Below are 26,446 nucleotides of genomic sequence, written 5' to 3' on the forward strand. Positions count from 1 at the left end.
GAATGTTTAATTTTTTTAAAAAGCCGAAACCCATCCATAAGGATTCTTCTGCACTTGATATGGACCGGATTCCAAAGCACATAGGAATCATTATGGATGGAAACGGCCGCTGGGCAAAGGGGAGAAATCTTCCTCGAACCATGGGACATAAGGCAGGCGTGGAAACCATCAGAAAGATACTCAAAGAATGCAACAGGCTAGGGGTCAGATATCTGACCCTGTATGCTTTTTCCACCGAAAACTGGAAGCGTCCTAAAGATGAAGTGAGCGCACTTATGACACTTCTTGTGGAATACCTTAAGAATGAGCTGAAGGAACTTCATGAAAACAATGTGGTGGTCAATTACGTCGGGAATATCGCAAGACTCCCTGAAGCTGCGCAAAGAGCGCTGAGTGATGCGAAGGAAATGACAAAAGACAACACGGGTGTTCAGATGAACCTGGCGCTGAATTATGGTGGAAGAGAAGAAATTGTTCGTGGAGTCAGAGATATTGCGGAAGCGGTTCACTCTGGCGCAATAAAGGTTGAAGACATAACGGAAGAATCCTTCAAGGATTATTTGTACACGAAAGGACAACCGGACCCGGAACTGATCATCAGACCAAGCGGTGAACTCAGACTATCCAATTTTCTTTTATATCAGAGTGCATACAGCGAGCTCTGGTTCAGCAGCATCAACTGGCCTGACTTCAGCGAAGATCATCTGAGAGGGGCCATTGCGGATTATCAGAAACGAGACAGACGTTTTGGAGGAGTTAAGAGTGAATAGTAGATACCTTGGTGCATTGATACTGATTCCTATATTGGCTCTACTGCTGATAGGGGGATGGTTCTTAAAAATTACAGTACTGTTCTTGTCTATAAGAGCATTGTATGAATACTTTCATGTGCTGGAGAAGAAAGGTCATAAGCCGGTGAGAATATTAGGCTATAGCGCCTGGCTTGCTTATTTTCTGGTTCTCTTTTTTGCGGATCATCCACTCAGTCATATTAGCGTGATCTTATCTGTACTTCTGGCGGCTGGTTTTGTATACATGGTTTTCAGTCAGGATGTTTCCATAGCTGATATCGGCATTACCATTGCCGGAGTCCTCTATACGGTCGTATTGTTCAGTTTTCTCGTTCTGTTATCAGAAAAAGAAAATGGCCAGTATTATGTGTACTCCGTTTTCATCATCTCCTGGGTGTGTGATACACTGGCATATTACAGCGGCAGGCTCTTTGGCAGGCACAAGCTGATTGAAAGGGTTAGTCCCAAGAAAACAGTGGAGGGCGCCTTAGGCGGTCTTTTAGGTGGAGCGGTCGGGGCATTCGTCCTTGGAACACTGATTTATGATGTAAGTGGTGTTTCTCCATGGCATTTTCTTGTCATGGGTTTCATCGGGGCCATGTTCGGACAGATCGGAGATCTGGCAGCATCAGCCATCAAGCGTTATGCACAGGAGAAAGATTACCCTAGGATCATTCCAGGACACGGAGGGGTATTGGACAGATTTGACTCGATACTGTTTGTTTCTCTCATCGTCTATGTATATACAACTTACGTTATTTTCTGATAGAAACATGGCATCCTTGCTGAAATAAATAAGAACATGTGATAACAAAGAGTCATTCAAGTGAGTGGCTCTTATTCATTTTAATAGAAGAAAGTTTATTATGTTCATAAGAAATTTAAATAATATATATTGTGTTATTGAGGTGGCGGGTATATATTATATACAACAGTAGTTTTATCATATAACTCAAGAAGGAGGGTGCATTTTATGAAAAAGGAACCTAAAACCAAAATCCTGTTTACATTACCTGTTGACCTGAAAGAAGAGTTATTAAAAGAAGCTGAGAAAGAAAACAGATCTTTAAATAACTATATTCTTACATTACTGCTTAAAAGAAATAAGTAAATGACATAGTAGATGGACTTGAAGTATTCAGATCTGAAGCGTGAAGCTTCAGATCTTTTTATTTGGAATGATCTTTGGAGTCGCTGAATCCGGTTATCCTGAGAGCGCATACCCTTGGCTTGCAGCTCAGTCTGCATAAGGATGCAGCTGCTTGATTTATCGTCATGAATCAGCAGAGAAAATCTGCCGGCAGGTGGAAACCATATCCAGAATGAATTTTCACTGGGAGGAATCCTCGGCATCAGACAGTCGAAACTGCCTTCTGTATGTGCTGCAGTTTCGTCACGGCAGGGGACTTGAATGAGGATATGTCATGGAGTCTGTGTTATAAGCTCTTAAAATTGCTTCAGTGATGAATGCAATATGAATTATCGGTAAACTGCAGAGTTAAGGAAAGTCTGTATTAATATTATAAGAATGTTAGTCAAATCTATGATTTTCTTAATAATTCTTTTGTATAATAGGAAGGTAAACAACGATGAAAGGGGATAACCCATTGAAAAATATAGCGATTATCGGAGCATCAGGCTCCATAGGAACACAGACGCTGGAAGTTCTTCGTAAAGAAAAGGAACTCCACTTGGCAGGTGTTTCAGTACATTCGAATTTAGAAAAACTGAAAGAAATTATCATCGAATTCAATCCAAGGGCTGTGGCGGTCACAGACGAGCGGAAATATGAAGAAGCCATCGAGCTTAAGCGAGCACTTCGTTACGAAGGGGAGCTTTCCTTCGGTACAGAAGGGCTCATTCGAATTGCGACGCTATCAGAGGCTGATACGGTGGTGACATCGCTGGTGGGAATGGTAGGACTGAAGCCCACGGTGGCGGCGATTAAAGAAGGCAAGAATATTGCACTTGCCAACAAAGAGACCCTGGTTGCTGCGGGGGAGATTGTGATGCAGCTGGCAAAGAAGCATCAGGTGAATATATTGCCTGTGGATTCAGAGCATTCCGCCATATTTCAGAGTATACAGGGATCCCAAAAGGAGGAAATCAGTAAAATCATACTGACTGCTTCGGGAGGCCCTTTCAGAGGAAAAGACAGAGATTTTCTTAAGACCGTAACAAAAGAAATGGCGTTGAAACATCCGAATTGGGTCATGGGGGCAAAAATCACCATCGATTCCTCCACCATGATGAATAAGGGGCTTGAGGTGATTGAAGCCAGATGGCTCTTTGATGTGAACTATGATAATATAGAAGTCTACGTGCATCCGGAAAGCATCATCCATTCTATGGTGCAGTTTTGTGACAACAGCATCATTGCGCAGCTTGGAGCGCCGGATATGCGCCTGCCGATTCAGTATGCACTGAATTACCCGGAGCGGCACGAAGCTGTTGCGAAGGAGCTGAATCTTCTTGAGGTCCAATCACTCCACTTCATGGAGCCGGACAGGGAAACTTTCAGAGCCCTTGAACTGGCCTATATCGCAGGAAAAAGAGGTGGACTTCAGCCCGCTGTGATGAACAGTGCCAATGAAGAGGCGGTGGATCTTTTTCTGAAAGAAAAAATCCGGTATTTTGAAATAGCGGAAGTTGTGGAAGAAGCAATGGTGCGCTACAGGAATCTAGGAGAAATAACCCTGGATAAGGTTCTGGAAACAGACATTGAGATCAGGGAATATGTAAGAAGAAAGTTTAAAGAGGTGTAAAATGTATCTATTGTTATCTATATTTGCCTTTGGGCTACTGGTTCTAGGGCATGAATTCGGACATTTCATCATGGCAAGGGTCAATGGAGTCACTGTGGAAGAGTTTTCAGTGGGCATGGGTCCTAGAATCTGGAAGAAGCAGGGGAAAAATACGCTCTATTCGCTGAAAGCGCTGCCCATTGGTGGTTCTGTGAAGATGTACGGAGAAACCGAAGATGAGGCTGGGGAAGGGTCGTTCTTTTCCAAAAGTCCATTAAGAAAAATCAGCATCATCGCTGCGGGACCCATCATGAATGTCATCATGGCACTTGGCGTGCTTTTTGTAGTTGTTCTTTTCAATGGATACAGCAGCAATGTTGTAGGAGAAGTTCTTCCAGACTCCCCTGCACAAGCAGCGGGCATCACAGCCGGTGACCGGATCGTGCGTGTAAATGACGAAAAGGCGTATACCTTCCAGGATGTTTCAACCTATATCGCCTATAATGGCTTCAATGATGTGACACTGGAGCTTGAAACAGAAGAAGGTACAGTGATCAAGAAAATAACTCCAATGGACTCAGAAGGCAGACCGCTGGTGGGCTTTGTGCCGGAATCAGTGGAGAATCCGGGATTCATAGAATCTGTCGGGGAGAGTGTCAATCAGGCAAGGTCACTGATTACTCAGACTTTGTTTTCACTGAAGATTCTATTCACTGGTCGAGCAAGTCTCAATGACTTTGGAGGTCCTGTGACCATATTCAAAATCTCGTCGGAAGTCGCAAGTGTCTCCTTATGGGGACTGGCATCCTTTGCTGCTTTCTTAAGCATAAATCTGGCAGTGCTGAATCTGATACCTTTCCCGGCGCTGGATGGAGGATGGATCCTTATTCTTCTGGTGGAGATCATTACCAGAAAGAGACTTCCGGATAAATTCGTTGGTGTATGGAACACGATAGGATTTGTGGTTCTCATGAGTTTCATGCTGCTGATCACCTTCAAGGATATCTTCTTACCAGGAGGTTTTTAGTCCATGATGCGCAGAGAAGCCAGAAAAATCAGAATCAAAGACATATATGTGGGCGGGGACAGCAGGATTGCAGTCCAGTCCATGACCAATACGGACACAAGAGATGTGGAGGCAACGCTGAATCAGATCAGAGCCCTGATGGTCGCTGGATGCGATATCATCCGTTGTGCAGTTCCGGATATGGAAGCCGCGGAGGCTTTGAAGGAAATCACGCGTCAGATCCCCATTCCTGTGGTGGCGGACATTCATTTTGATTATCGTCTGGCGCTGAAAAGCATCGAGAATGGAATTTCAAAACTGAGAATCAATCCGGGTAATATCGGCGGAAATGATAAAGTGCGACTTCTGGCGGATGCCTGCAAGGAAAAAGGCATCCCCATCAGAATCGGTGTCAATTCAGGTTCTCTTGAAAAGGACATCCTGGCGAAATATGGAAAAGTGACACCGGAAGGCCTTGTGGAAAGTGCCATGAGACATGTGGAACTGCTGGAGAATCATAACTTTCATGATATCATCATCAGCATCAAGTCTTCTGATGTGATGACCATGATGAACAGCTACAGACTTTTATCGAAAACCGTTGATTATCCGCTTCATCTAGGTGTAACGGAAGCAGGTACACCCTGGAGAGGGACCATCAAGAGTTCCATCGGCATCGGGGGGCTTCTGTCGGAAGGGATCGGTGATACGATCAGAGTATCTCTAACCGGAGACAGCATTGATGAGATCAAAGTCGGCAGGGAGATCTTAAAAGCGACGGGGCATCTAAAAGAAGGAATCGAATTTGTTTCGTGCCCCACCTGTGGAAGAACACAGATTGATCTCATCGGCATTGCGAATCAGGTGGAAGAAGCCTTGAAAGACAGCAAGAAGAACATCAAGGTTGCTGTAATGGGCTGCGTCGTCAATGGTCCCGGAGAAGCAAGAGAAGCTGACATAGGTATTGCAGGTGGAAATGGTGTCGGACTGATTTTCAAGAAAGGTCTGATCATAAAGAAAGTCAAAGAGGAAGAGCTTGTGGAAGCTTTACTGGAAGAAATAGAACAAATGTAAGAATTATGCGAAGAGAAAGGGGGAGGCGTTTTTGGAGATACAGGAAATGATGTGCAAAGAATCCTCGCTTACTCCATTTAAAATAGATAACGTGCTGAAAGTCGAATTTGTGAAGAAAGTCAACCTGTTTCGGGTTTACCTCAAATCACTACGTGTTCTGGATCCCAAGGTGAAGGAACCCATTTCGGCTTTTCTGAATAACCTCATCGGCCAGAGTTGTGATGTGGCGATTATAAACATCCTGGATGAAGTTCATGACGAGAACATCCAGGATGTTCTCATGGGTATCTTTCTGACTGAGCCACTGAAGTATAATTTCCTGAAAGATGCGCAGGTCAGCTGCGAAGAATCCAGATTATTCATCAGACATTACAGTCCGGCTCTGATCCGTAATTTTCAGATGAAGAATGCGGTGAAACACATGGAAAAGGTACTGACTTCTTTTTATCAGAAGGAAGTTCACATCGAGGTTCGCCTAGATGAAAGTCTTACACCTGTAAAAGAAGAAATCGATGTAAGACACGAACTGAATATCATGAGAAAAGAAGCGGGTCTTAAAGGCGAACTGCCTGGAACAACTGCACCTGTGGGTGTTCCGATGAAAGCAAAAGCGCCTGCAGCTGGAAAAGACAGCAAAAAATTCAAGGATGAGAATGTTCTTCTGGGTAAGGCGATCAAAGAACCGAGTACAAAAATCAGAGATCTGGATGACAATTCCGGCATCAGTGTCATCGACGGGGAAGTTTTCAAAACAGATATGAGAAAGCTTAAGAGCGGCAAAAATCTTCATCTGCTATATGTGACGGATAATTCCAGTTCCATTTCCGTGAAAGTTTTCACGAAAGAAGAGGAGGATCTTCCGATAAAATCAGGAGAAGTATTCAGATTCAAAGGGAATGTCACGTTCGACATGTATTCCAAGGAGCTTACGATGATCGCGAGGGACATCAACAGAATGGAGAAAATCAGACGGAAGGATCATGCAGAAGAGAAAAGAGTAGAGCTTCATTTCCACAGTAGTATGAGCAGCATGGACGCTCTGCCATCTGCCAAGCGTATTTTCACTCAGGCAAAAGATTTCGGTCATAAAGCTGTAGCGATCACTGATCATGGGGTAGTTCAGGCATATCCGGAAGCCATGGATCAGGCCAAGGCCACCGGGGTGAAAGCCATCTATGGAATGGAAGCCTATGTGATCAATGATGAACTGAATATCGTGGAGAATATGAACCCAGCCATTGAGAAGATGGTGATTTTCGATATTGAAACCACCGGATTCTCCTCTGTAAACGACAAAATCATCGAAATTGGTGCGGTGAAAGTAAAAGACGGTGTCGTCATAGACGAATTCTCTGCCTTCATCAATCCTCATCGTCCCATTCCCATGAAAATCACAGAACTTACTGGAATCACAGATGCCATGGTGAAGGATGCACCTTCCATCGAATCCGTCATCAGAGATTTTTCCGCATTCATCAGGGATACGATACTTGTAGCTCATAATGCATACTTTGACGTTGGATTCATACGGAAGAATCTGGGCGATCTTGGGATGACGATAGATAACCCCATCATGGATACCGTGCCTCTATCCAGATTCCTGTACAAGGAACTGAAAAGACATCGACTTGACACCATAGCAAAACATCTCGGTATCGATATGGGATCACATCACAGAGCGGTGGATGACGCGAAAACCACCCACAGAATCCTGATGAAATCCATGGAGAAGCTGGCTGAGATGGGGATTCATTCTTTCGAAGAACTGAATGAAAAAAGCAAAGAAGACATGGACTACAAAAGACTGCCCATGTTTCATACAACCCTTCTGGTGAAAAACACTACAGGATTAAAGAACCTTTATGAACTGGTATCGGAATCTCATCTGAAAAGCTTCCATATGAAACCCAGAATCAGGAAAAGTCAGCTGGAAAAGAAAAGAGAAGGACTGCTTCTGGGTTCCGCCTGCATCAACTCGGAGCTGGTCAGATACATAATGGAAGGAAGAACAGAAGATGAAATCGAAAAAATGGCATCCTACTATGACTATCTGGAAGTCCAGCCCATCGAAAACAATCTGGATCTTCTGAAAGACGGGAGAATCAGAGACCTGGAGGGGCTTAGAGATCTCAACAGAAAAATCATTTCACTGGGCGAATCGCAAGGTAAAGTTGTAGTGGCTACAGGAGATGTGCATTACATCAACAAGGAAGACAAGCTCTACCGGAAAATCCTGCTCGGAGCCCAGGGATACAGCAGCCAGAACGATGATCTGGACCTGTATTTCAGAACCACCGATGAAATGCTTGATGCATTCTCTTATCTGGGGAAAGAAAAAGCCCATGAGATTGTGGTGAAGAACACAAACCTCATCGCAGACAGCGTTGAGGAATTTCTTCCGATTCCAAATGGCACATTCCCGCCGAAGATAGAAGGTGCGGATGAGGAAATCAGGGAGATGACGATGACCGAGGCGCATAAGCTCTACGGAGATGTGCTTCCTGATGTTGTAGAAAAACGTATACTGAAAGAGCTGAATTCCATCATCAGTAACGGATATGCGGTTTTATATCTCATAGCGCACAAACTGGTGGCGAAATCTCTATCTGATGGGTATCTTGTAGGTTCCAGAGGATCTGTCGGATCTTCACTGGTGGCCACATTCACTGGCATCACAGAGGTGAATGGTCTTCCACCTCACTACAGGTGTCCAAGCTGCAGACACAATGAATTCTTCCTGGACGGGAGCATCAGCAGTGGAGCGGATCTTCCTCTGAAGGACTGTCCGGAATGCGGGACTCCTTACGTCAGAGATGGCCACGATATTCCTTTCGAAACCTTTCTGGGCTTCGAAGGAGACAAGGAACCGGATATCGATCTGAACTTCTCTGGAGAGTATCAGGCTGTGGTGCACAAGTACACGGAAGAACTCTTTGGAGAAGGCTATGTATTCAAAGCGGGAACCATCGGAACGGTGGCGGAGAAAACCGCATATGCTTATGTGAAGAAGTATCTGGAACAGAAAGAAATGAATCTTCCTTCGGCTGAAGTGGAAAGACTTTCTCAAGGAATGGTCGGGGTGAAGAGAACCACTGGGCAGCATCCTGGCGGAATCATGGTTGTTCCGAGAGACAACGATGTCCATAATTTCACGCCGGTTCAGAGACCTGCTGATGATCAGACTTCTGACATCACCACAACGCATTTTGATTATCATTCCATTTCGGGAAGACTTCTGAAGCTGGACATCCTGGGTCACGACGATCCTACAATGCTGAGAATGCTTCAGGACCTGACGGGGCTTGATCCGAAATCCATTCCTCTCAACGATGAGAAAGTGCTGTCGCTGTTCACATCCACCAAAGCTCTGGGGGTCTCAGAAGAACAGCTGGGCATACCCATCGGTGCATCAGGCCTTCCGGAATTCGGTACGAAATTTGTTCGAGGAATGCTGCTGGATACAAAGCCAAGCACCTTTGCGGATCTTGTCCGTATCTCAGGACTCTCCCACGGAACGGATGTGTGGCTCAATAATGCGCAGTACTACATCAAGGAAGGATTCACGACCCTGGGGGAATGTATCAGTACGAGAGATGACATCATGGTATATCTCATCTATAAAGGGCTTCCATCCAAAAAAGCGTTCACCATCATGGAAAGTGTAAGAAAGGGAAAAGGGCTTAAGGAAGACGATGAAAAGATCATGCGGGAAAATGATGTGCCGGAATGGTATATCGAATCCTGCAAGAAAATCAAGTACATGTTTCCTAAGGGTCATGCAGTTGCGTACTGCATGATGGCTATGCGTATTGCCTATTTCAAAGTCTATCATCCCCTGGCTTATTACGCCGCTTACTTTTCCACAAGAGCTTCTGATTTCGACGGAGAGCTGATTCTCCAGGGCGAGCTGGCAGTAAGGAAGCAGCTGGATGAGTATTACGAACTGGGCAACAATGCTTCAACAAAGGAAAAGAGCATGATCACGATTCTTGAAATCGTGTATGAGATGTATAAGAGAGGGTATACATTCAAGCCGGTGGATCTATATAAATCCCACGGAATCAAATTCAGAATCGAAGATGATGCCATAAGACCGCCTTTAAGCTGCCTTGTGGGCGTAGGGGCAAATGCCGCCAACAGCATCTATGAGGAATCGAAAAGAGGGGAGTTCATCTCCAAAGAAGACCTCAGACTGCGCTGCAAAGTATCGAAAACCGTCATAGAAACCCTGGGCAACTGCGGTGCGCTGGAAGGAATGGACGATACCAATCAGCTGTCTCTATTCAATCTCTAGAAGGGGTTGAAATTTCAGTGAATTTATGATACTATTTAAAAGTAGAATAACTTGAACTTTGAGAGTGGGCACAACCCGCTCTTTCGTTTTGTGTGGCGCAACTGAGATCTTGGTTGCGTTTTTCATTACCCGAAACCGGATGACTATGGAAACATAGTGCATGCAGCGGTTTAATATTAGGATAAGAGGTGAAATAATGGCTAAACTAAATGACCTGGAAGGACTGTTTACAGAAGAAATTGAAGCTTTGGGTTACAGACTTTATCATATGGAATATGTCCATGAAAGCGGAATGAATATACTTCGCTTCTATATAGACCATGATAACGGAATTTCCCTGGAAGACTGCGAAAAGGTCTCGAGAAAACTGAGCGATCTGCTCGATGAGAAGGATCCGATTGCAGAGGATTACAATCTGGAGGTCTCTTCTCCGGGAATCTTTAGAACCCTCTTCACCAGAGCACATATGGAAAAGGCTCTGGGTGAAAAGGTAATGGTCAAGACAAAAAAACCGGTGGCAGGGGCCAAGAAATTTACTGGCGTACTGAAAGAAGTCCGCGACCATGATGTTGTAATAGTAAAAGAGAAAAATGAACTGGAAATCACATTTGAAAATCTGAAATCAATCAATATCGAAGTTGATTTATAACAAGTACGAGGAGGATAAAATGGCAAAGGCAACTGAAAAAAAGAAAGATGAAGTTATTCTTGCATTAAAAGCCATAGCAGAGGAAAAAGGAATCAGTGAGGAGATGCTGTTTGAGACACTTGAAGATGCTATGATCGCAGCTTACAAGAAGAACTACGTCAACAGCGGAGCTCAGAACGTCAGGGTGAATATTGACCGCGAAACCGGCGAAATTAAAGTGTACTCTTTAAGACAGGTTGTGGAAGAGGTTATGGATCCTCAGGATGAAATATCTCTTGATGAAGCAAAGGAAATCAACCCTGCCTATGAACTTCTGGATTTTGTGGAAAATGAAGTCACACCAGCGAACTTCGCCCGTGTGGCAGCGCAGTCTGCGAAGCAGATTGTGACACAGAGAATCAAGGAAGCGGAAAGAAGCATCCTTTATAATCAGTACCATGAAAAAGAATTCGATGTCATCACAGGGACTGTTCAGAGAAAAGACAAGGGAAATGTCTATATCAGCCTAGGGAAGACAGAAACCGTTCTTACCCCTTCTGAGCAGATTCCAGGAGAACGTTATGAATTCAATGACAAGATTCTTTTATACATCGTGGAAGTGAAGCAGAATCCGAAGGGACCTATGATTTCCGTTTCCAGAACACACCCTGGTCTTGTGAAGAGACTATTTGAAAAAGAAGTACCTGAAATCTATGAAGGCATTGTTGAAATCAAGGCCATCTCTAGAGAAGCAGGTTCTAGAACAAAGATTGCGGTTCATTCCAACGATCCGGAAGTGGAACCGATGGGTGCATGTGTCGGACCAAGAGGTACAAGAGTTCAGAACATCGTCAATGAACTGAGAAATGAGAAAATCGACATCATCAAGTGGTCAAAGGATCCGAAGGAATTCATCGCAAATGCGCTAAGTCCTTCCAAGGTACTTGATGTAATCATCATGGATGAAGGAAATTCCTGCAAGGTCATTGTGGATGACAATCAGCTTTCTCTGGCCATCGGCAAGGAAGGTCAGAATGTGAGACTCGCGGCCAAACTTACAGGATGGAAGATCGACATCAAGAGCAGAAAACAGTACGAAGCTGAAGTGGAAGCGAAAGCAGAAGCAGAAGCGAATGAAGCTATGGCAGCAGAAGAAACAGAAGTGGTCGCAGATGTTATGGAAGCGGATGCGGTTATTGTGGATGCAGAGGATGTTGCATTTGATGAAGTTGAAGAAGATATCGAAACGGAAGCAGATGATACAGATCTTTAAGAAGTGATCAGATTATCCTGAAATCAAATGAAAGAGAGGTGTTTTATGTGAAGGTGAAAAAAATACCTATGAGAATGTGCACCGGCTGCATGGAAATGAAGCCGAAGAAAGAACTTATTCGAGTGGTAAAGAATAAGGAAGGGGAGATTTCCCTGGATCTTACAGGTAAAAAGCCTGGCAGAGGTGCATATGTCTGCAGAAGTGTGGACTGTCTTGAAAAGTCATTCAAGACCAAGAGGCTTTCCAGAAATCTGGAAACCAGTATCAGTCAGGAGATTTACGATGATCTTCGGAAGGCGGTGGACGTTGAATAAAATGCTGTCCTTCCTTGGACTCACCAGAAAATCTGGGAATCTGGTCCTGGGATACAATAAAAATGAGGAAGCGGTTAAAACGGGAAAGATCAGCCTTATGATCATTTCAAAAGAAGCTTCTGAGAACACGAAAGATAAATTTAAAAGTTACAGCGAAAAGTATCATGTACCTTTAATTGAGGATTTCACTCCTGATGAATTAGGATATGCATTGGGTTTAGAAGGAATTGCTGTTGTAGGCGTAACGAAGAAGAGCATGGCTAAGAAGTTACAGGAAATCTATATCAGCATACAGGAAGAAGAATAAATACGGAGGTGGTCCTATTGTCAAAAATCAGAGTGTATGAACTTGCAAAGGAACTAGAAATAACGAGTAAAGAGCTAATAGCGATTCTAAAGGATGAATTTGGAATAGAAGTGAAAAATCATATGAGTGTGGTGGAAGAAGAAGATGCCGCACTGATCAAGGAGCTCTTAGGAGACGACAAGAAGGAACCGGAAACGGGAACAGAAGGTAAGACCGAAAAGAGTATCGTGGATGAATATGAGGAAATTCTTGAAGAAGAAGTCGTGAATCTGGCGAAAAAGAAGAAGAAATCCAAAAGAGAACTGGCTCAGGAAAAGATCGATGCGGAAAAGGCCAATGAGATTACAGGAATCGAGATCGGTGAGTTCATCACCGTCAAAGAGTTTGCTGAAAAACTGAACAAGCCTGTGGCGGAAGTCATCAAGGCGCTGATCTTCACTGGCATCATGGCAGGAATCAACCAGGAAATAGATTATGAAACAGCTGAAAAAGCGGCGAAGAGCCTGGAAGTGGACGTGGTCAAGGCAAAGGATGATTCATCAGGAATTTCTGATGATGATCAGGAAGATGCTCTGGATGTCAATATGGAGAAAAGACCTCCGATTGTCACTGTAATGGGACATGTTGACCATGGTAAGACTTCACTGCTTGACGCGATCAGAAAGGCGAAAGTCACTGAAAGTGAGGCTGGTGGTATCACGCAGCACATCGGTGCGTATACAGTCACACTGAATGGTGAGAAAATCACATTCCTTGATACGCCTGGTCATGAAGCTTTTACAGCCATGAGAGCTAGAGGAGCACAGGCTACGGATATCGTTATCCTTGTAGTTGCAGCGGATGATGGAATCATGCCACAGACGGTTGAAGCCATTAATCACTGTAAGGCTGCTCAGGTTCCTATTATTGTAGCCATCAACAAGATTGATGTGGAAGGCGCAAATGTGGACCGTGTCAAGCAGGAGCTGACAGAATACGGCCTTGTGGCTGAAGAATGGGGTGGAGACACCATCTGCGTGCCAGTATCCGCCAAGCAGAAAATCGGCATTGACGATCTTCTTGAAATGGTTCTTCTGACTGCTGAAGTGGAAGAGCTGAAAGCGGACGTAAACAGAAAGGCTGCAGGAACTGTAGTTGAATCCGAGCTGGATAAGGGAAGAGGCCCAGTGGCGACTTTACTTGTACAGAAGGGAACCCTGAATGTCGGAGACTCTATTCTTGTGGGTACCACCTACGGTAGAATCAGAGCCATGTTCGATGACAAGGGTAAGAAAATCAACAGTGCGGGTCCTTCCATACCTGTGGAAATTCTCGGTCTTTCCGAAGTTCCACATGCAGGTGACAAGTTCAATGAAGTGAAGGATGAAAAAACAGCAAGAGGCATGGCAGAAGCGCGCAAGATCAAAGAAAAGAGCCTGCAGCAGAGTACCATGAGAGTGTCCCTTGAAGATCTATACAGTCAGGTGAAGGAAGGCAAGATCCAGGAACTTCCAATCATCATCAAGGCAGATGTACAGGGATCCATTGAAGCGCTGAAGAACAGCCTTGAAAAGCTTTCTACCGATGAAATCAAGGTCAGAGTCATTCATGGTGGTGTAGGTGCTGTTACAGAAACAGATATATCACTGGCGGCAGCATCCAATGCGGTAGTTATCGGATTCAATGTCAGACCAGACAACAATGCACAGATTCTAGCCGAAAAAGAAAATGTATATGTCAAGACCTACAGAATCATCTATCATGCTGTAGACGACATCAAGGCAGCTATGATCGGTATGCTTTCACCTGACATCAAGGAAGTCATTCAGGGTAGAGTTGAAATCAGACAGACCTACAAGGTATCAGCCATTGGTACCATCGCTGGATGTTATGTGCTAAGCGGAAAGATCACCAGAAACTCACTGATCAGACTTCTTCGTGATGGTGTAATCATTCATGAAGGAACTCTTGCATCCCTGAAGAGATTCAAGGATGACGTCAAGGAAGTGAAGGAAGGATTTGAATGTGGTCTGTCTCTTGAAAAGTACAATGAAATCAAAGAGGGTGACATACTGGAAGCCTACGTCATGGAATCTGTGACAAGAAAGGAACTGTAGTCATCGCAAATGAAATAGAAATGAGGTGGAAAATATGGCAAAATACAGAGCCGGTCGAATCAATGAAGAGATGAAGAAAGAAATTTCTGCAATCATCATGAATGGTTTGAAGGATCCAAGAATCACTGCCATGATAACCATAACAGATGTGGAAGTTACCTCGGACTTAAGATATGCCAAAGTATATGCGAGTATCTTTGGAACCGAAGAACAGAAAGAAGAATCCCTGGCTGGGCTGAAGAGTTCTGCTGGATATATCAGAAGAGAAGTAGGCAAGAAGATTCAGATGCGCTATGTGCCTGAACTGATCATTGTGGTGGATGACACCATTGATCGTGGTATGCACATAGATGAACTGATCCGAAAAGCCAATGAAAAGAAGGACCAGTAGTTATGATGTTTAAGGAAATCGCTGAGAAAATCATGGGAACAGAGAGAATTGCGGTAGTCACCCACGCATCACCGGATGGTGATGCTGTGGGGAGCACTATGGGAATTGTGCTTGCCTTGAGAGAACTGGGTAAAGATGTTGAAATCTTATCTAAGGAACCTGGACCAGAGAACCTGTCTTTCCTGCCCCTCTATGAGGAGTATGGAGTTCAGGCTACTTTAAGCGGTGACAGGGAACTTCTGCTGGCTTTGGACTGCGGTAATAAAGACAGATTATCCATGGAGCGTGATGGATTCGATGAGATCTTTAAAATCAATATTGACCATCATGTATCAAATGAAATGTACGGGAGTCTGAATTATGTGGATACCGCTTCAGCTTCAACAGCAGAGATCATTTTCGAGCTGATCGAAGCACTGAGAATCTCACCAGACCAGTCAATGGCACAGTGCCTTTACACCGGCATTGTTTCAGATACAGGTTCGTTCAGATTCCCTTCCACTACAGCGAAAACCCTTCGTATCACTGCTGAACTTATTGAAACAGGTCTTGATTTTTCGGAAATACAGCGTGTCTTGTTCAGTACATCAGAATTCAAGCGAATCAAGCTGCTTGGAAGAGCGCTGATGACGCTGGAAAGCTACATGGAAGGTTTCGTTTCCGTCATGAATCTTGAAGCCAATGATTTCAATATCCTTTCGATTTCCGACAGGGATTCGGGAGATATTGTGAATTATGGACTGGAGCCACCCGAAGCGGATGTCTCAGTTCTGCTGAAAGAGGCAGAAGGATTTTTCAGGGTCAGTGTGAGAACCAAACTTGAAATCGATGCGTCTTCACTATGCGGGAAGTTTGACGGTGGCGGACATGTCAGAGCGGCGGGCTGCAATATCAAAGCAGAGTCTCTGGAAGAAGCGAAGCGTCTGATTCTAGAGGAAATAGAAAGGATGAGAGCTGTTTGAACGGAGTAATCAACCTTTATAAAGAAAAAGGCATGACGTCTTTCGCCGCAGTGGCGGCTGTGAGAAGACTGTCTAGAATAAAGAAAGTGGGCCATACAGGCACACTGGATCCTGAAGCGGAAGGAGTCCTTCCTGTCTGTATAGGAAAGGCTACAAAGCTTGTGGAATATATCATGGCAGGCAACAAGGTTTATCGGGCCGGGTTCAGGCTTGGCAAGATTTCAGATACACTGGATGCTTTTGGTGAAGTGCAGGACACTGGAAAGACTATACCGGGAGAAGAACTTGTACGAGAGAAACTGAAAGAGTTTCTTGGTGAGTCCATGCAGCTTCCGCCTATGTTTTCCGCCTTGAAGATCAACGGGAGAAGACTGTATGATCTGGCGCGGGAAGGAATAGAAGTTGACCGTGAGAAGAGAAAGATTCATGTATTTGACATTGAGCTCGTCTCATTTGAAGAGGATGAGGGTGAAATACTTCTTTCCTGTTCCAAAGGTACGTATGTTAGAAGCATCATTGATGACCTTGGACAGAAGCTTGGGTGTGGTGCTATCATGACGAGTCTTATACGTGAAGGTACAGGAGCATTTTCCATGGAGAATGCTGTCACACTGGAAACGCTTGAAAAGGACGGATATGAAAAACATCTGATTCAGATGGATGCCGTTCTGTCAGACTACAAGGACATCACTATTTCGGACAGGTTTCTCAAGCTTGTCGTCAATGGAGTGAAGGTGAAAGACGGCAGACTGATAAGTTCCATCGAAGAGGGGCTTTACAGAGGATACTCTGAAAAAGGGGATCTGTTGGGGATAGTAGAGAGGAAAGAAGATTTCCTTTATCTAAAAGTAAATCTTATGTGAGGTTTGAAATGATAATAATTGATGAAAATGTCAAGGAAGATTTTAAAGAGGGTACTTACATTGCTCTGGGGAGTTTTGATGGTCTTCACAAAGGCCACATGACACTGATAAACAAGGTAGTGGACGAAGCCATGGCTGATGGCCTGAAAAGTGCAGTCTATACTTTCAAAAATCATCCTCTGACTGTGGCAAAACCTGAACTGGCACCAAAACTTCTCATGGACAATAAGCAGAAAATCCATCTCCTTAAGGCAAAAGGGGTAGATGCAACAATTTTTGTGTCTTTTACCATGGAATACATGCAGACCGAAGCGGATGATTTCATACTCAGTCTGATCAACGACTTCAATGCCAAAGGTTTTGTGGTGGGATTCAACTATAAGTATGGATATCAGAACAAAGGGAACGTGGACACCTTAAGAGAAATGGCGGAAAAACATGGCTTCAAACTCTTTGTCATGGATGCTGCCTTGAGTAATGATGATGTCATCAGCAGCACCAGAATCAGAAATCTGATACTCAAAGGGAAAATGAGTGAAGCGAATAAGCTGCTCTTTGAACCCTTTATGCTGAGAGGAACCATCATCGGTGGAAAGAAACTCGGCAGAAAACTGGGATTCCCCACTGCCAATATGAGTTATGACACGAAGTATGTGATTCCTAAAACAGGTGTTTATTATACAAATGTCATGATGGATGGAACACTGCACAAGAGCATCACCTCAGTCGGATACAATCCGACAGTGGATGGAAAGAATCTGAGCATAGAAACCTATATTCTGGATTTTGACCGTGAAATCTACGGGGAAGAAGTGAAGCTGTACTTTGTGGAGTACATGAGAGATGAAGAAAAGTATGAAACGCTGGATGAGCTTGTAGAACAGCTTAGAAAAGATGAGAAGTATGCTGCAGAGCAGGAACTTTCTGTGCTTTTATAATTGCAGTACAGGCTTCAGTATGATATAATACGTAACGAACCATGAACTATGTTATTAGGTTTGCTGTCTTTTAACATGGTCATAGGGGATAATTGATCAGGAGGTAAAGCAAATGGATAAGGTAAGAAAGCTGGAGATCATCCAGGAACACGCAAGACACGAAGGTGACACAGGTTCACCAGAAGTGCAGATCGCACTGCTCACAGAGAGGATCAACTCTTTGACAGGGCATCTTAAGATCCACAAGAAGGATCACCATTCAAGAAGAGGTCTTCTTATGATGGTTGGTCAGAGAAGGGGTCTTCTTAACTATCTGATGGCTGAGGATATTGAAAGATACAGAGATATCATAGCGAAGCTTGGAATCAGAAGATAATTAAAAAATGTACTCTGAGCCTGCTTTTCTGAAGCAGGCTTTTAGTATATACTGGATATAAAGCTTTTCATATAGAGCTTTTATTCAAGTAGAGTATTACAAAGCCCCATAAGCCGTTTCAATTTAAAGATTCTCATCTGATGTTTTTTAAAAATCAAAGAATGCAACATGTTGATTTTTTGATTTTTAAAAAATTTATCGGATCCAAGGACTCATTTAATTTTTGAACGCTTGTGGAGGCAGAACAAAAAGGAGATGAATCAATGCAAATCAAACAGGAAATTCAATTAGCTGGAAGAAATTTCGGTATCGAGTTCGGAGAAAGAGGCATGCTGTCTGATGCTGCTATTTTCATGAATTATGGAGATACAGTAGTCATGGTCAATGCGAATTCTTCCGAGAAGCCAAGAGACGGGATCGACTTTTTCCCTCTGGCTGTAGATTATGAAGAAAAAATGTATGCTGTTGGTAAGATTCCAGGAGGATTTATCAAGAGAGAAGGAAGACCTTCGGAGAAAGCGATTCTTTCAGGAAGAGCCATTGACAGACCGCTGAGACCTCTGTTCCCGAAAGGTTACAGAAATGATGTACAGGTTGTGTGCACCGTGCTTTCCGTGGAAAATGACAATCTTCCAGAGATTCTGGCAATCAATGCTGCAGCAACTGCACTGCTGCTTTCATCCATTCCTTACACAACGCCTCTGGCCGCTGTAATGATCGGATACATCGATGGAGAATTCGTTGTGAATCCGACATCAAAGCAGAGAGAAGAAAGCGTGCTGTCACTGACAGTCTGTGCCACAGATGAGAGAATCATGATGATCGAAGCTGGTGCTCAGGAAGTGGACGAAGATACAATGATCAAGGGAATCCAGTTCGGATTCGAAGCTTGTCAGCCGATCATTGCCATGCAGAAAGAGCTTACTGAAAAATACGGTAAAGAGAAGAAAGTTCCTGTACTGTATACCCTTGACGAGGAAATCGAAAAGGAAGTCAGAGCGTTTGCAGGAGATCTGGTTGCTGAAGCCATGCACATCGTGGACAAAGCAGAAAGAAGCGTAAAGCTTGACGAAGTGAAGGCTAAGGTAGCTGAAGCGTTCGGAGAGAAGTATCCTGAAGGGAAAAGCGATATTGCTGAAACCTTATATATGCTGCAGAAGGAAACTGTCAGAGATATGGCGATTCTGGAACACAAGAGAGTGGATGGAAGAAGATTCGATGAAATCAGAAAGCTTTCCTCAGAAGTTGCAGTACTGCCTAGAACCCATGGTTCAGGGGTATTCTCCAGAGGTTCCACTCAGGTCATGGCAGTGACTACACTGGGCGCAATCGGAGACATCCAGATTCTCGACGGCGTAAGTGAAGAAGAAAGCAAGCGTTATATCCATCACTATAATTTCCCATCCTACTCCGTTGGTGAAACAAGACCAATGAGAGGACCAGGAAGAAGAGAAATCGGTCATGGTGCTCTGGCAGAAAAAGCCATTGAACCACTTATCCCAAGCGAAGAAGACTTCCCATACACCATCAGAGTGGTATCTGAAGTGCTTTCTTCAAACGGATCCACATCACAGGCATCTGTCTGTGCATCCACTCTGGCACTGCTTGATGCAGGTGTTCCACTGAAGAGACCGGCAGCTGGTATCGCCATGGGGCTGTTTACTACAGATGATCTTGTAAGAGAAGAAGTAGTGACAGACATTCAGGGCGTGGAAGACTTCTTCGGCGATATGGACTTCAAGGTGGCTGGAACAACAGAAGGGATCACTGCAATCCAGGTTGATACCAAGATTGCCGGTCTTTCACCAACCATTATCGAAAAATCCATCAGAGATGCGAAGACTGCAAGACTTGAAATCCTGAAAGTAATGGAAGGGTCCATCAAGGAAGCAAGACCGGAAGTTTCTCAGTATGCACCTAAGATCTTCACGCTGAACATCAATCCTGATAAGATCAGAGACGTCATCGGTTCCGGTGGTAAGGTAATCAACAAGATTATCGCAGAAACCGGAGTGAAGATTGATATCGATGATACAGGTAAGGTATTTGTCGGTGGATCTGATATCGAAATGGTGAAGAAAGCGATTTCCATCATTGAAGGTATTGTCAAGGAAGTTGTACCTGGTGAGATTTATCTTGGTAAAGTCATCAAGATCATGCCATTTGGTGCCTTCGTTGAAATTCTTCCTAACAAGGAAGGTCTGGTTCATATTTCTAAGCTTGATATGAAGAGAGTGGAAAAGGTGGAAGATATCGTAGAAGTAGGAGATGAAATCCTCGTGAAGGTATCAGAAATCGACAACCAGGGGAGAATCAATCTTTCCAGAAGAGATGCGCTCATCGACATGGAAAAGAAGGAAAAAGCTGAAAAATCTGAAAAAGAGCAGGAATAAAAGTTACGGGACAGCAGATGCTGTCCCGTTTTTATTGCAGACATATAATATTTTAACGACTCATTCCAGGAGAGAGGGATAAGATAATGATCAGGGAGAAGTGACATTGAAGATCAGATTTTCTTTGTCATTCTCTATATGAATCGTCATTTTATTTTCCTCATCAAAACTGAATGTTACAGTTTCAGCAGCAAGTATATTTTTTTCTTCATCTAATACCGAGAATAAGGCCCCGGTGTCGGGCGTGTCAAAATCAAAGAAAAGCCTCTCACCACGTTTTAAAGGGGAACCATCTGCGTTCATGCTGCCACCACTAGAGAGGTTCTGCTGAAAGCGGATTTCAGAAATTAGCTCCTGTGACATATTTACGAAGGTTACAGTGTACTTTGGATCAGATTTCGGTGAAAGTTCATGGTTACTGTTCCTGGTGCATCCAGCACCAAGAAGGAAAAGGGCGACAAGTAGAAGCGGCAAGTACAGTATTTTAAAATCAGGTCTGTCAATCGTAATTTTAGGATGCATAGTGAATCCTCCTTTTATTGTATTATAACATATTTTTATTGTTAATCAATAAAAATATGATTTTCAACAAAAATCCCTAAATTGTAATCCAAGATACCGGTTTGCAGACCAAGAAGCAGTTTTTGAAAGTCATATCAGGAAGTTTGCTGGCAGGATGGAAGTCTTGCGTCGATTTTCCGAAGGGCTTCTTTTCAGGGGACAAGCAGAAAAAGCATCGTAGCCGCTATGATGCTTTCTGACGTTCTCTTTTGCGGGTGTGGTTTTACGACGTGGAGATCCCGCTTAATACGGAAGATCCATTTGTGGTGTTACGACAGGTTTTCCATCCTGGTCCAGAAGCACAGTCAGTCCGCCTGAATACCCTGCAGCATGGTAGATATAGTTCACTCCGGTCTCTCTGTCCACCCAGATTTCCATCACATTTACTCTACCTTGAATGTATGTTCGGACAAATCGATCTATGTCTTTCATTTCAACCTCCATGGTTTTTCAGCTTTATTATATAGTCATGTTCCTTTTCTCATCAAGGAGTCCCATATTTTCCGAAGTGAATGCAGAACCGGTATTGTTTCTGTGTATCCCATAAGGAAGTTCAAGCCCGACCCGCTGATTGTTTCAATTGCGTCATAGAATGTGGTAGAATATAGGTATTATCTAATCTATAGAGATTGTGGAGGTAGTTTTCTTGAAAGAAACAAGCAGCAGCAAAAGGACCGCAGCCGGAAATAAAAGCGGGTCTGCATCGAAAACAAAATCATCTACTTCTACTCGTGGAAAAACAACTGCCAAAGCATCCGGAAAAAGAACTGGAAGCAGAACGGCTGTGAAAGCAGTAGAGGAAAAAAGAAAATATTTCTATCAGGAACTCATAGGGCTGGCACTTTTGGGTCTGGGGATTTTTTCGTTTATTTCCATGGTATCTGGAAGCGTGGGGATACTGGGAGAAAGCATCAAAGAGATTCTGATCGCGATCCTAGGCGTGATGGCTTATATTTTTCCGTTTATTTTCATGCTGATGGGCACAGCGCTCATCATTCGAAGACCATGGCTATTTTCCAATAAGAAGACCTATGGAATCCTTCTTGTGGTGCTGGTTACTGCAATGCTCTTATCATTAAATCGAATGGAAGCAGTTCACAGGGAAGGATTTATGGTTACGCTGAAAAATCTCATGAATATCAATGACATCAACCATGGCGGAATACTCGGGTTGTCATTGGCCGTACCATTCTACCGTCTTCTTGGACCTCTGGGGACCTATATCATAGCCGGTTGTCTGTATGTAGTTGCAATCATTCTTGTTTTCAATACTACAATCTATGACATGCTTAAGAAAAGCAATCAGGCAAGAATTGAGGCGAAAGATAAGATTGCTGTGAAAAGAGAAGAGGTTCAGGCACAGAAAGAGCTGAAGAAGGATACTCCTGAAGAAAAGAAAATCCAGGATAAGCTGAAGATTCTTGAAATGATGAATCAGAATGAAGAGGTACATGAAGAATCTGAACAACCAGAAGTAACGCAATCTCCCTTCATAAATCTTGATCTGGAAGAAAACGATGGACTGGAGCGGGTTTTATCAAAAGAGGATGAGGTGTCCAGAGAGATTCAGATTCTCGGCAGAAATGCACAAGGAGCCCCGACTGATCCGGAAAAGAGCAAGTCAACGGAAAACAATGCACCGGTTCAGGAACAGAGAAGCGCAAAAGCTGAAGAGAAGCCTAGAATCACTGAGGAAAAGAGAAAGGCTGCCAATGAGGATTCCGGTGAAATTGAAGGAAGTCAGATTGGACTTGATGAGCTTGAAAAACCTCTATATGAATTTCCGGAAATTGCACTGCTGAAACAGAACATCAAAGGAATGCTTGCCAATGAAGACCGTAATGAGATCATTGAAAATGCGAAAAAACTGGAGGAGACTCTGATGTCCTTTGGTGTGGAAGCCAGAGTAATCAATGTATCCAAAGGACCCTCTGTCACCAGATACGAGCTTCAGCCGAAAGCCGGGGTCAAAGTTTCTAGAATCGTGAATCTGTCAGATGATATTGCACTGGCGCTTGCTGCCAGAGGTGTAAGAATCGAAGCGCCTATACCTGGAAAGGCTGCTGTGGGTATTGAAATTCCCAATAAGGAAACCACTCCAGTATACTTAAGGGAAGTGATCGAAGATCCGAAGTTTCAGAGGAGCACAAAGAAAATCTCTGTAGCTTTGGGAAAAGATATCTCAGGCGAAGCGATCATTGGGGACTTATCTAAAATGCCGCATGTGCTTATTGCAGGAGCCACAGGTTCTGGTAAGAGTGTATGTATAAATTCACTTATCATTTCGATACTGTATAAATACGATCCTGAACACGTAAGACTCCTTATGGTCGATCCTAAGGTGGTGGAACTGAATGTGTACAACGGCATTCCTCACCTGCTCATTCCTGTCGTGACAGACCCTAAGAAGGCTGCAGGAGCACTGAACTGGGCAGTCAATGAAATGACAAGAAGATATCAGTCCTTTGCAGAACATGGTGTCAGAAATATTGAAGGGTTCAATGAGATTGCCAAAAAGAAAAAGGAACTTCAGAGTTTACCCTACATCGTCATTATTGTAGATGAACTCGCAGACCTTATGATGGTTTCGGCCAATGAAGTGGAGGATTACATCGCAAGACTTGCACAGATGGCAAGAGCTGCCGGTATGCATCTTGTTATTGCAACACAGAGGCCCTCTGTGGATGTCATCACGGGCGTAATCAAGGCGAATATCCCTTCGAGAATCTCCTTTGCTGTATCCAGTGCCATAGACTCCAGAACGATTCTGGATTCGGGCGGTGCAGAAAAGCTGCTTGGAAAAGGAGATATGCTCTACTATCCGGTAGGAGAGCAGAAGCCGAAGAGAATACAGGGGGCTTTTATTTCTGAGGAAGAAGTGGAAGCCATTGTGTCTAGAATCAAAGTGCATAAAGATAAGCTTTCATATGACGAAGATATCATCAATCACATCGAAAAGGGAAAAGGAGATTCAGATCAGTCTGATGAGGGGGATGAACTTTATAGAGATGCGGTCAAAGTGGTTGTGGAAAACCAGCAGGCATCCACGTCATTTCTGCAGAGAAAGATGAGGATAGGATATAACCGTGCTGCACGGATCATGGATGAACTGGAAGATCGCGGAGTCATTTCCGAAAGAGACGGTTCTAAACCAAGACAGGTGCTGTTGAATGAATTCGATCTGGAAGAGTAGTTCTTCTTGTGAAAAAGTGAAGAATATGAGAAGATATTGATGTAGATAATACAAAGCCCTGTTTTTCAGATTTTAAATTAAAGCGAATAGAAGCGATTTGGAGTGGATAATATGAATTTACCAAATAAATTGACATTGTTTAGAATGTTTCTAGTACCAGTTTTTCTGATTCTCGTATCAGTAAATCAGATACCATATAACGTCACATTGGCGACGATTGTATTCAGTATCGCAGCATACACGGATCATCTGGATGGTAAGATTGCCAGACGAGACAATCTTATCACTAATTTCGGAAAGTTCATGGATCCACTGGCAGATAAACTGCTTGTGACATCCGCGCTGATTGCACTGGTGGAATACAACCTGATTGGCGCCTGGGTAGCAGTGGTGATCATAGCAAGAGAGTTTGCGGTTTCCGGGCTGAGAACCATAGCAGCCAATGAAGGGGTTGTCATTGCGGCTAGTATCTGGGGGAAAATCAAGACCACTACCCAGATCATTGCAATCATCTCCATGCTGATTCATCTGATCTCGACACAGGAACAGTATCTTATGGATTTATTCCAGAGTGTTCCTTTCCTGGAGTCCTTCTTCAGCATTTTCCCACCGGTTGTGATGTATGTGGCAGTATTCTTCACCATCATGTCGGGGCTTGATTACTTCAAGAACGGCTGGAAATTCATTGATACAAATAAATAGGTTCGGTGCATACTGAATACTTCAATGTACCCTGGAGAGTAACAGACGAATACTTTCCAGGGTGCATTGTCATTTCTGAAGACTGCATGTAAGATCACGGTTTCAATTATAGGATGAATATCTTGTTTTCTTATGTCGGTTTTTCTTCATACTTGCTACAATACAGGTAGGAAAACGCGCATAAGTAGAGGCTACATTATTAAGGGTAAACCATCAAATGCTATTACGGAGATGGTTTGCAGCAAAGAATCGGAGGAAGAAGAATGGGTCTGTATAAAAATATCGCTTACTTTATCTTAACTTATGGAGTCTTATCAATGGTCCTGTTTCTGTATTCAGGAAGCTTTCTCTTCATCATGATGGTCTGGAATGTGATTCTCGCATCCTTGCCTCTGGTTTTCATGAAACAGGGGATGAAAGCGGAGAGGACGTGGAAGAGAGGAGTCCTTTTCTTGCTGTGGTTTTTCTTTTTTCCCAATGCGATTTACATGATTACAGACTTCATACATCTCACCAATGATCAGATGATCTGGTCGATTCCAGTGGAGCCTTATTCCGGACTGGATGGAACCAGATATTCCATGGAGATCATGCAGTGGGCGAAATTACTGCTGATCGCTCTTGGCGCTTTCTATGCACTCGGCATTGGTATGGAATCCTTGTACAGATTTCATGACTATCTCAGGAGAAGAAAAGGAAACATGATTTCTTTTGCAGCGGTGGCATTGATTTCTCTTGCATCATCTTTTGGTGTATTCGTAGGAAGATTTCTGCGCTTCAACAGTTGGGATATCATGAGGCCTGTGCGTCTTGTGAAAGGGATTCTTGATTCGGTGACCGGATTCGCCTTCTGGTTCACAATGATCTATGGTCTGTTCGTCATATTCTCTTTCCTGCTGTTTCGGTGGTTCAGAACTGGCAGAGCGGATTCAGATAGTCTGTTTTCAGAAAATATTTAGCATTATTCAACAAAGAACCTCGTCAAGAAGTGTACTGGATATAACCAATGTGTTAAAACCCTGTGATTAAACGATGGCGTTTTTTTAAAAATTATGAATAGTTTAATGCAAATAAAAATTCCAGTGAAACATTATGAAAACACTTGCAAATAAAGGGTTCCAGCCGTTGACTATCTTGATCCGAAAAAGATATAATGACAGCAAGAACTGATACAATAGTTCAAGCAGAACAAATCTTTTTACAGGAGGTATTATTTTATGCCAGAAGTATCAAATATTATTGTATGGTTGATTCTAGGTGGTATATCCGGTTGGATAGCCAGCATGATTGCAGGTAAAGATGCCAGTATGGGTATTGTCGCAAACATCATTGTAGGTATCATTGGTGCCTTCATCGGTGGCTGGGTTGCAGGACTTCTTGGATTAGGACCAGCGACTGGACTTAATATATGGAGCTTCATCGTAGCAATCGGTGGTGCGCTGATATTACTTTGGATTATCGGCCTTGTAAGAAAAAGGTAAAAGTATTGCATTAAAAAACCCCTAAATAGAAAAGAAGCCTGAACAGCGATGTTCAGGCT

Annotated in this window: 24 protein-coding genes; 22 read left to right on the forward strand and 2 right to left on the reverse strand. The window is 43.5% G+C overall.

The genetic code is table 11. From position 1 onward, the window contains the following. The first annotated feature begins 2 nt into the window (after positions 1 to 2). From ACHAL6_RS06635 to ACHAL6_RS06720, 18 genes are all read left to right on the forward strand, one after another. Positions 3 to 770 (forward strand): isoprenyl transferase, encoded by a 768-nt coding sequence (locus ACHAL6_RS06635; protein ID WP_395269486.1) that lies wholly within the window; start codon positions 3 to 5, stop codon positions 768 to 770. Beyond that, positions 763 to 1,557 (forward strand): phosphatidate cytidylyltransferase, encoded by a 795-nt coding sequence (locus ACHAL6_RS06640; RefSeq protein ID WP_395269488.1) that lies wholly within the window; start codon positions 763 to 765, stop codon positions 1,555 to 1,557. Before ACHAL6_RS06635 ends, ACHAL6_RS06640 begins: the two co-directional genes overlap by 8 nt. Before the next feature lie 207 nt (positions 1,558 to 1,764). Then, complete coding sequence (locus tag ACHAL6_RS06645) at positions 1,765 to 1,902, forward strand: hypothetical protein (RefSeq protein WP_207598188.1); 138 nt, start codon at positions 1,765 to 1,767, stop codon at positions 1,900 to 1,902. A gap of 496 nt (positions 1,903 to 2,398) precedes the next feature. Beyond that, complete coding sequence (locus ACHAL6_RS06650) at positions 2,399 to 3,556, forward strand: 1-deoxy-D-xylulose-5-phosphate reductoisomerase (protein ID WP_395269490.1); 1,158 nt, start codon at positions 2,399 to 2,401, stop codon at positions 3,554 to 3,556. A gap of 1 nt (position 3,557) precedes the next feature. Beyond that, positions 3,558 to 4,562, forward strand: a complete 1,005-nt coding sequence (rseP, locus tag ACHAL6_RS06655) for an RIP metalloprotease RseP (RefSeq protein WP_395269491.1) — start codon at positions 3,558 to 3,560, stop codon at positions 4,560 to 4,562. A gap of 3 nt (positions 4,563 to 4,565) precedes the next feature. Next, positions 4,566 to 5,615, forward strand: coding sequence for a flavodoxin-dependent (E)-4-hydroxy-3-methylbut-2-enyl-diphosphate synthase (ispG, locus tag ACHAL6_RS06660; RefSeq protein WP_395269493.1), 1,050 nt, complete (start codon positions 4,566 to 4,568; stop codon positions 5,613 to 5,615). Between the two features lie 46 nt (positions 5,616 to 5,661). Next, complete coding sequence (locus ACHAL6_RS06665; RefSeq protein ID WP_395269598.1) at positions 5,662 to 9,909, forward strand: PolC-type DNA polymerase III; 4,248 nt, start codon at positions 5,662 to 5,664, stop codon at positions 9,907 to 9,909. A 196-nt stretch (positions 9,910 to 10,105) separates the two neighbouring features. Next, complete coding sequence (gene rimP, locus ACHAL6_RS06670) at positions 10,106 to 10,558, forward strand: ribosome maturation factor RimP (protein ID WP_395269495.1); 453 nt, start codon at positions 10,106 to 10,108, stop codon at positions 10,556 to 10,558. 19 nt (positions 10,559 to 10,577) lie between these two features. Then, positions 10,578 to 11,810 carry a transcription termination factor NusA gene (nusA, locus tag ACHAL6_RS06675; protein ID WP_395269496.1) on the forward strand — a complete coding sequence of 411 codons (1,233 nt, stop codon included), beginning with the start codon at positions 10,578 to 10,580 and terminating at the stop codon, positions 11,808 to 11,810. Between the two features lie 47 nt (positions 11,811 to 11,857). Beyond that, a complete protein-coding gene (gene rnpM / locus ACHAL6_RS06680) occupies positions 11,858 to 12,124 on the forward strand; it encodes an RNase P modulator RnpM (RefSeq protein WP_395269497.1) in 267 nt (88 codons plus the stop codon). Between the two features lies 1 nt (position 12,125). After that, positions 12,126 to 12,431, forward strand: coding sequence for a ribosomal L7Ae/L30e/S12e/Gadd45 family protein (locus tag ACHAL6_RS06685; protein ID WP_395269600.1), 306 nt, complete (start codon positions 12,126 to 12,128; stop codon positions 12,429 to 12,431). A 17-nt stretch (positions 12,432 to 12,448) separates the two neighbouring features. Continuing rightward, positions 12,449 to 14,527 (forward strand): translation initiation factor IF-2, encoded by a 2,079-nt coding sequence (gene infB, locus ACHAL6_RS06690; RefSeq protein ID WP_395269498.1) that lies wholly within the window; start codon positions 12,449 to 12,451, stop codon positions 14,525 to 14,527. Positions 14,528 to 14,561: 34 nt separating this feature from the next. Further along, positions 14,562 to 14,918 carry a 30S ribosome-binding factor RbfA gene (gene rbfA, locus ACHAL6_RS06695; RefSeq protein WP_395269500.1) on the forward strand — a complete coding sequence of 119 codons (357 nt, stop codon included), beginning with the start codon at positions 14,562 to 14,564 and terminating at the stop codon, positions 14,916 to 14,918. 2 nt (positions 14,919 to 14,920) lie between these two features. Then, on the forward strand, positions 14,921 to 15,880 hold the full coding sequence (locus ACHAL6_RS06700; protein WP_395269502.1) for a bifunctional oligoribonuclease/PAP phosphatase NrnA: 960 nt from the start codon (positions 14,921 to 14,923) through the stop codon (positions 15,878 to 15,880). Beyond that, on the forward strand, positions 15,877 to 16,743 hold the full coding sequence (gene truB / locus ACHAL6_RS06705) for a tRNA pseudouridine(55) synthase TruB (protein ID WP_395269503.1): 867 nt from the start codon (positions 15,877 to 15,879) through the stop codon (positions 16,741 to 16,743). The genes ACHAL6_RS06700 and truB overlap by 4 nt, the downstream gene beginning before the upstream one ends. A gap of 8 nt (positions 16,744 to 16,751) precedes the next feature. Beyond that, positions 16,752 to 17,681, forward strand: a complete 930-nt coding sequence (locus ACHAL6_RS06710) for a bifunctional riboflavin kinase/FAD synthetase (protein ID WP_395269505.1) — start codon at positions 16,752 to 16,754, stop codon at positions 17,679 to 17,681. Between the two features lie 112 nt (positions 17,682 to 17,793). Next, positions 17,794 to 18,057, forward strand: coding sequence for a 30S ribosomal protein S15 (rpsO, locus tag ACHAL6_RS06715; protein WP_395269507.1), 264 nt, complete (start codon positions 17,794 to 17,796; stop codon positions 18,055 to 18,057). A gap of 263 nt (positions 18,058 to 18,320) precedes the next feature. Continuing rightward, on the forward strand, positions 18,321 to 20,450 hold the full coding sequence (locus ACHAL6_RS06720; RefSeq protein ID WP_395269508.1) for a polyribonucleotide nucleotidyltransferase: 2,130 nt from the start codon (positions 18,321 to 18,323) through the stop codon (positions 20,448 to 20,450). Between the two features lie 90 nt (positions 20,451 to 20,540). Here the strand turns inward: ACHAL6_RS06720 and ACHAL6_RS06725 are convergent, their stop codons facing one another. Further along, positions 20,541 to 20,972, reverse strand: coding sequence for a hypothetical protein (locus tag ACHAL6_RS06725; protein ID WP_395269509.1), 432 nt, complete (start codon positions 20,970 to 20,972; stop codon positions 20,541 to 20,543). A gap of 282 nt (positions 20,973 to 21,254) precedes the next feature. Further along, on the reverse strand, positions 21,255 to 21,443 hold the full coding sequence (locus tag ACHAL6_RS06730) for a DUF6440 family protein (protein ID WP_395269511.1): 189 nt from the start codon (positions 21,441 to 21,443) through the stop codon (positions 21,255 to 21,257). 214 nt (positions 21,444 to 21,657) lie between these two features. Between ACHAL6_RS06730 and ACHAL6_RS06735 the strand changes: the two genes are divergently transcribed. The 4 genes from ACHAL6_RS06735 to ACHAL6_RS06750 all read left to right on the forward strand — a co-directional run bounded on the left by ACHAL6_RS06735 (position 21,658) and on the right by ACHAL6_RS06750 (position 26,387). Then, on the forward strand, positions 21,658 to 24,204 hold the full coding sequence (locus ACHAL6_RS06735) for a DNA translocase FtsK 4TM domain-containing protein (protein ID WP_395269513.1): 2,547 nt from the start codon (positions 21,658 to 21,660) through the stop codon (positions 24,202 to 24,204). Positions 24,205 to 24,315: 111 nt separating this feature from the next. Continuing rightward, positions 24,316 to 24,906, forward strand: coding sequence for a CDP-diacylglycerol--glycerol-3-phosphate 3-phosphatidyltransferase (pgsA, locus tag ACHAL6_RS06740; RefSeq protein WP_395269515.1), 591 nt, complete (start codon positions 24,316 to 24,318; stop codon positions 24,904 to 24,906). A gap of 263 nt (positions 24,907 to 25,169) precedes the next feature. Then, entirely contained in the window at positions 25,170 to 25,865 is a 696-nt protein-coding gene (locus ACHAL6_RS06745) for a DUF1361 domain-containing protein (protein ID WP_395269516.1), read from the forward strand. 258 nt (positions 25,866 to 26,123) lie between these two features. Continuing rightward, positions 26,124 to 26,387 carry a GlsB/YeaQ/YmgE family stress response membrane protein gene (locus tag ACHAL6_RS06750; RefSeq protein ID WP_395269518.1) on the forward strand — a complete coding sequence of 88 codons (264 nt, stop codon included), beginning with the start codon at positions 26,124 to 26,126 and terminating at the stop codon, positions 26,385 to 26,387. Positions 26,388 to 26,446: the final 59 nt, after the last annotated feature.

The sequence above is a fragment of the Proteiniclasticum sp. C24MP genome, from assembly GCF_043951855.1.
Classification (GTDB): domain Bacteria; phylum Bacillota; class Clostridia; order Clostridiales; family Clostridiaceae; genus Proteiniclasticum.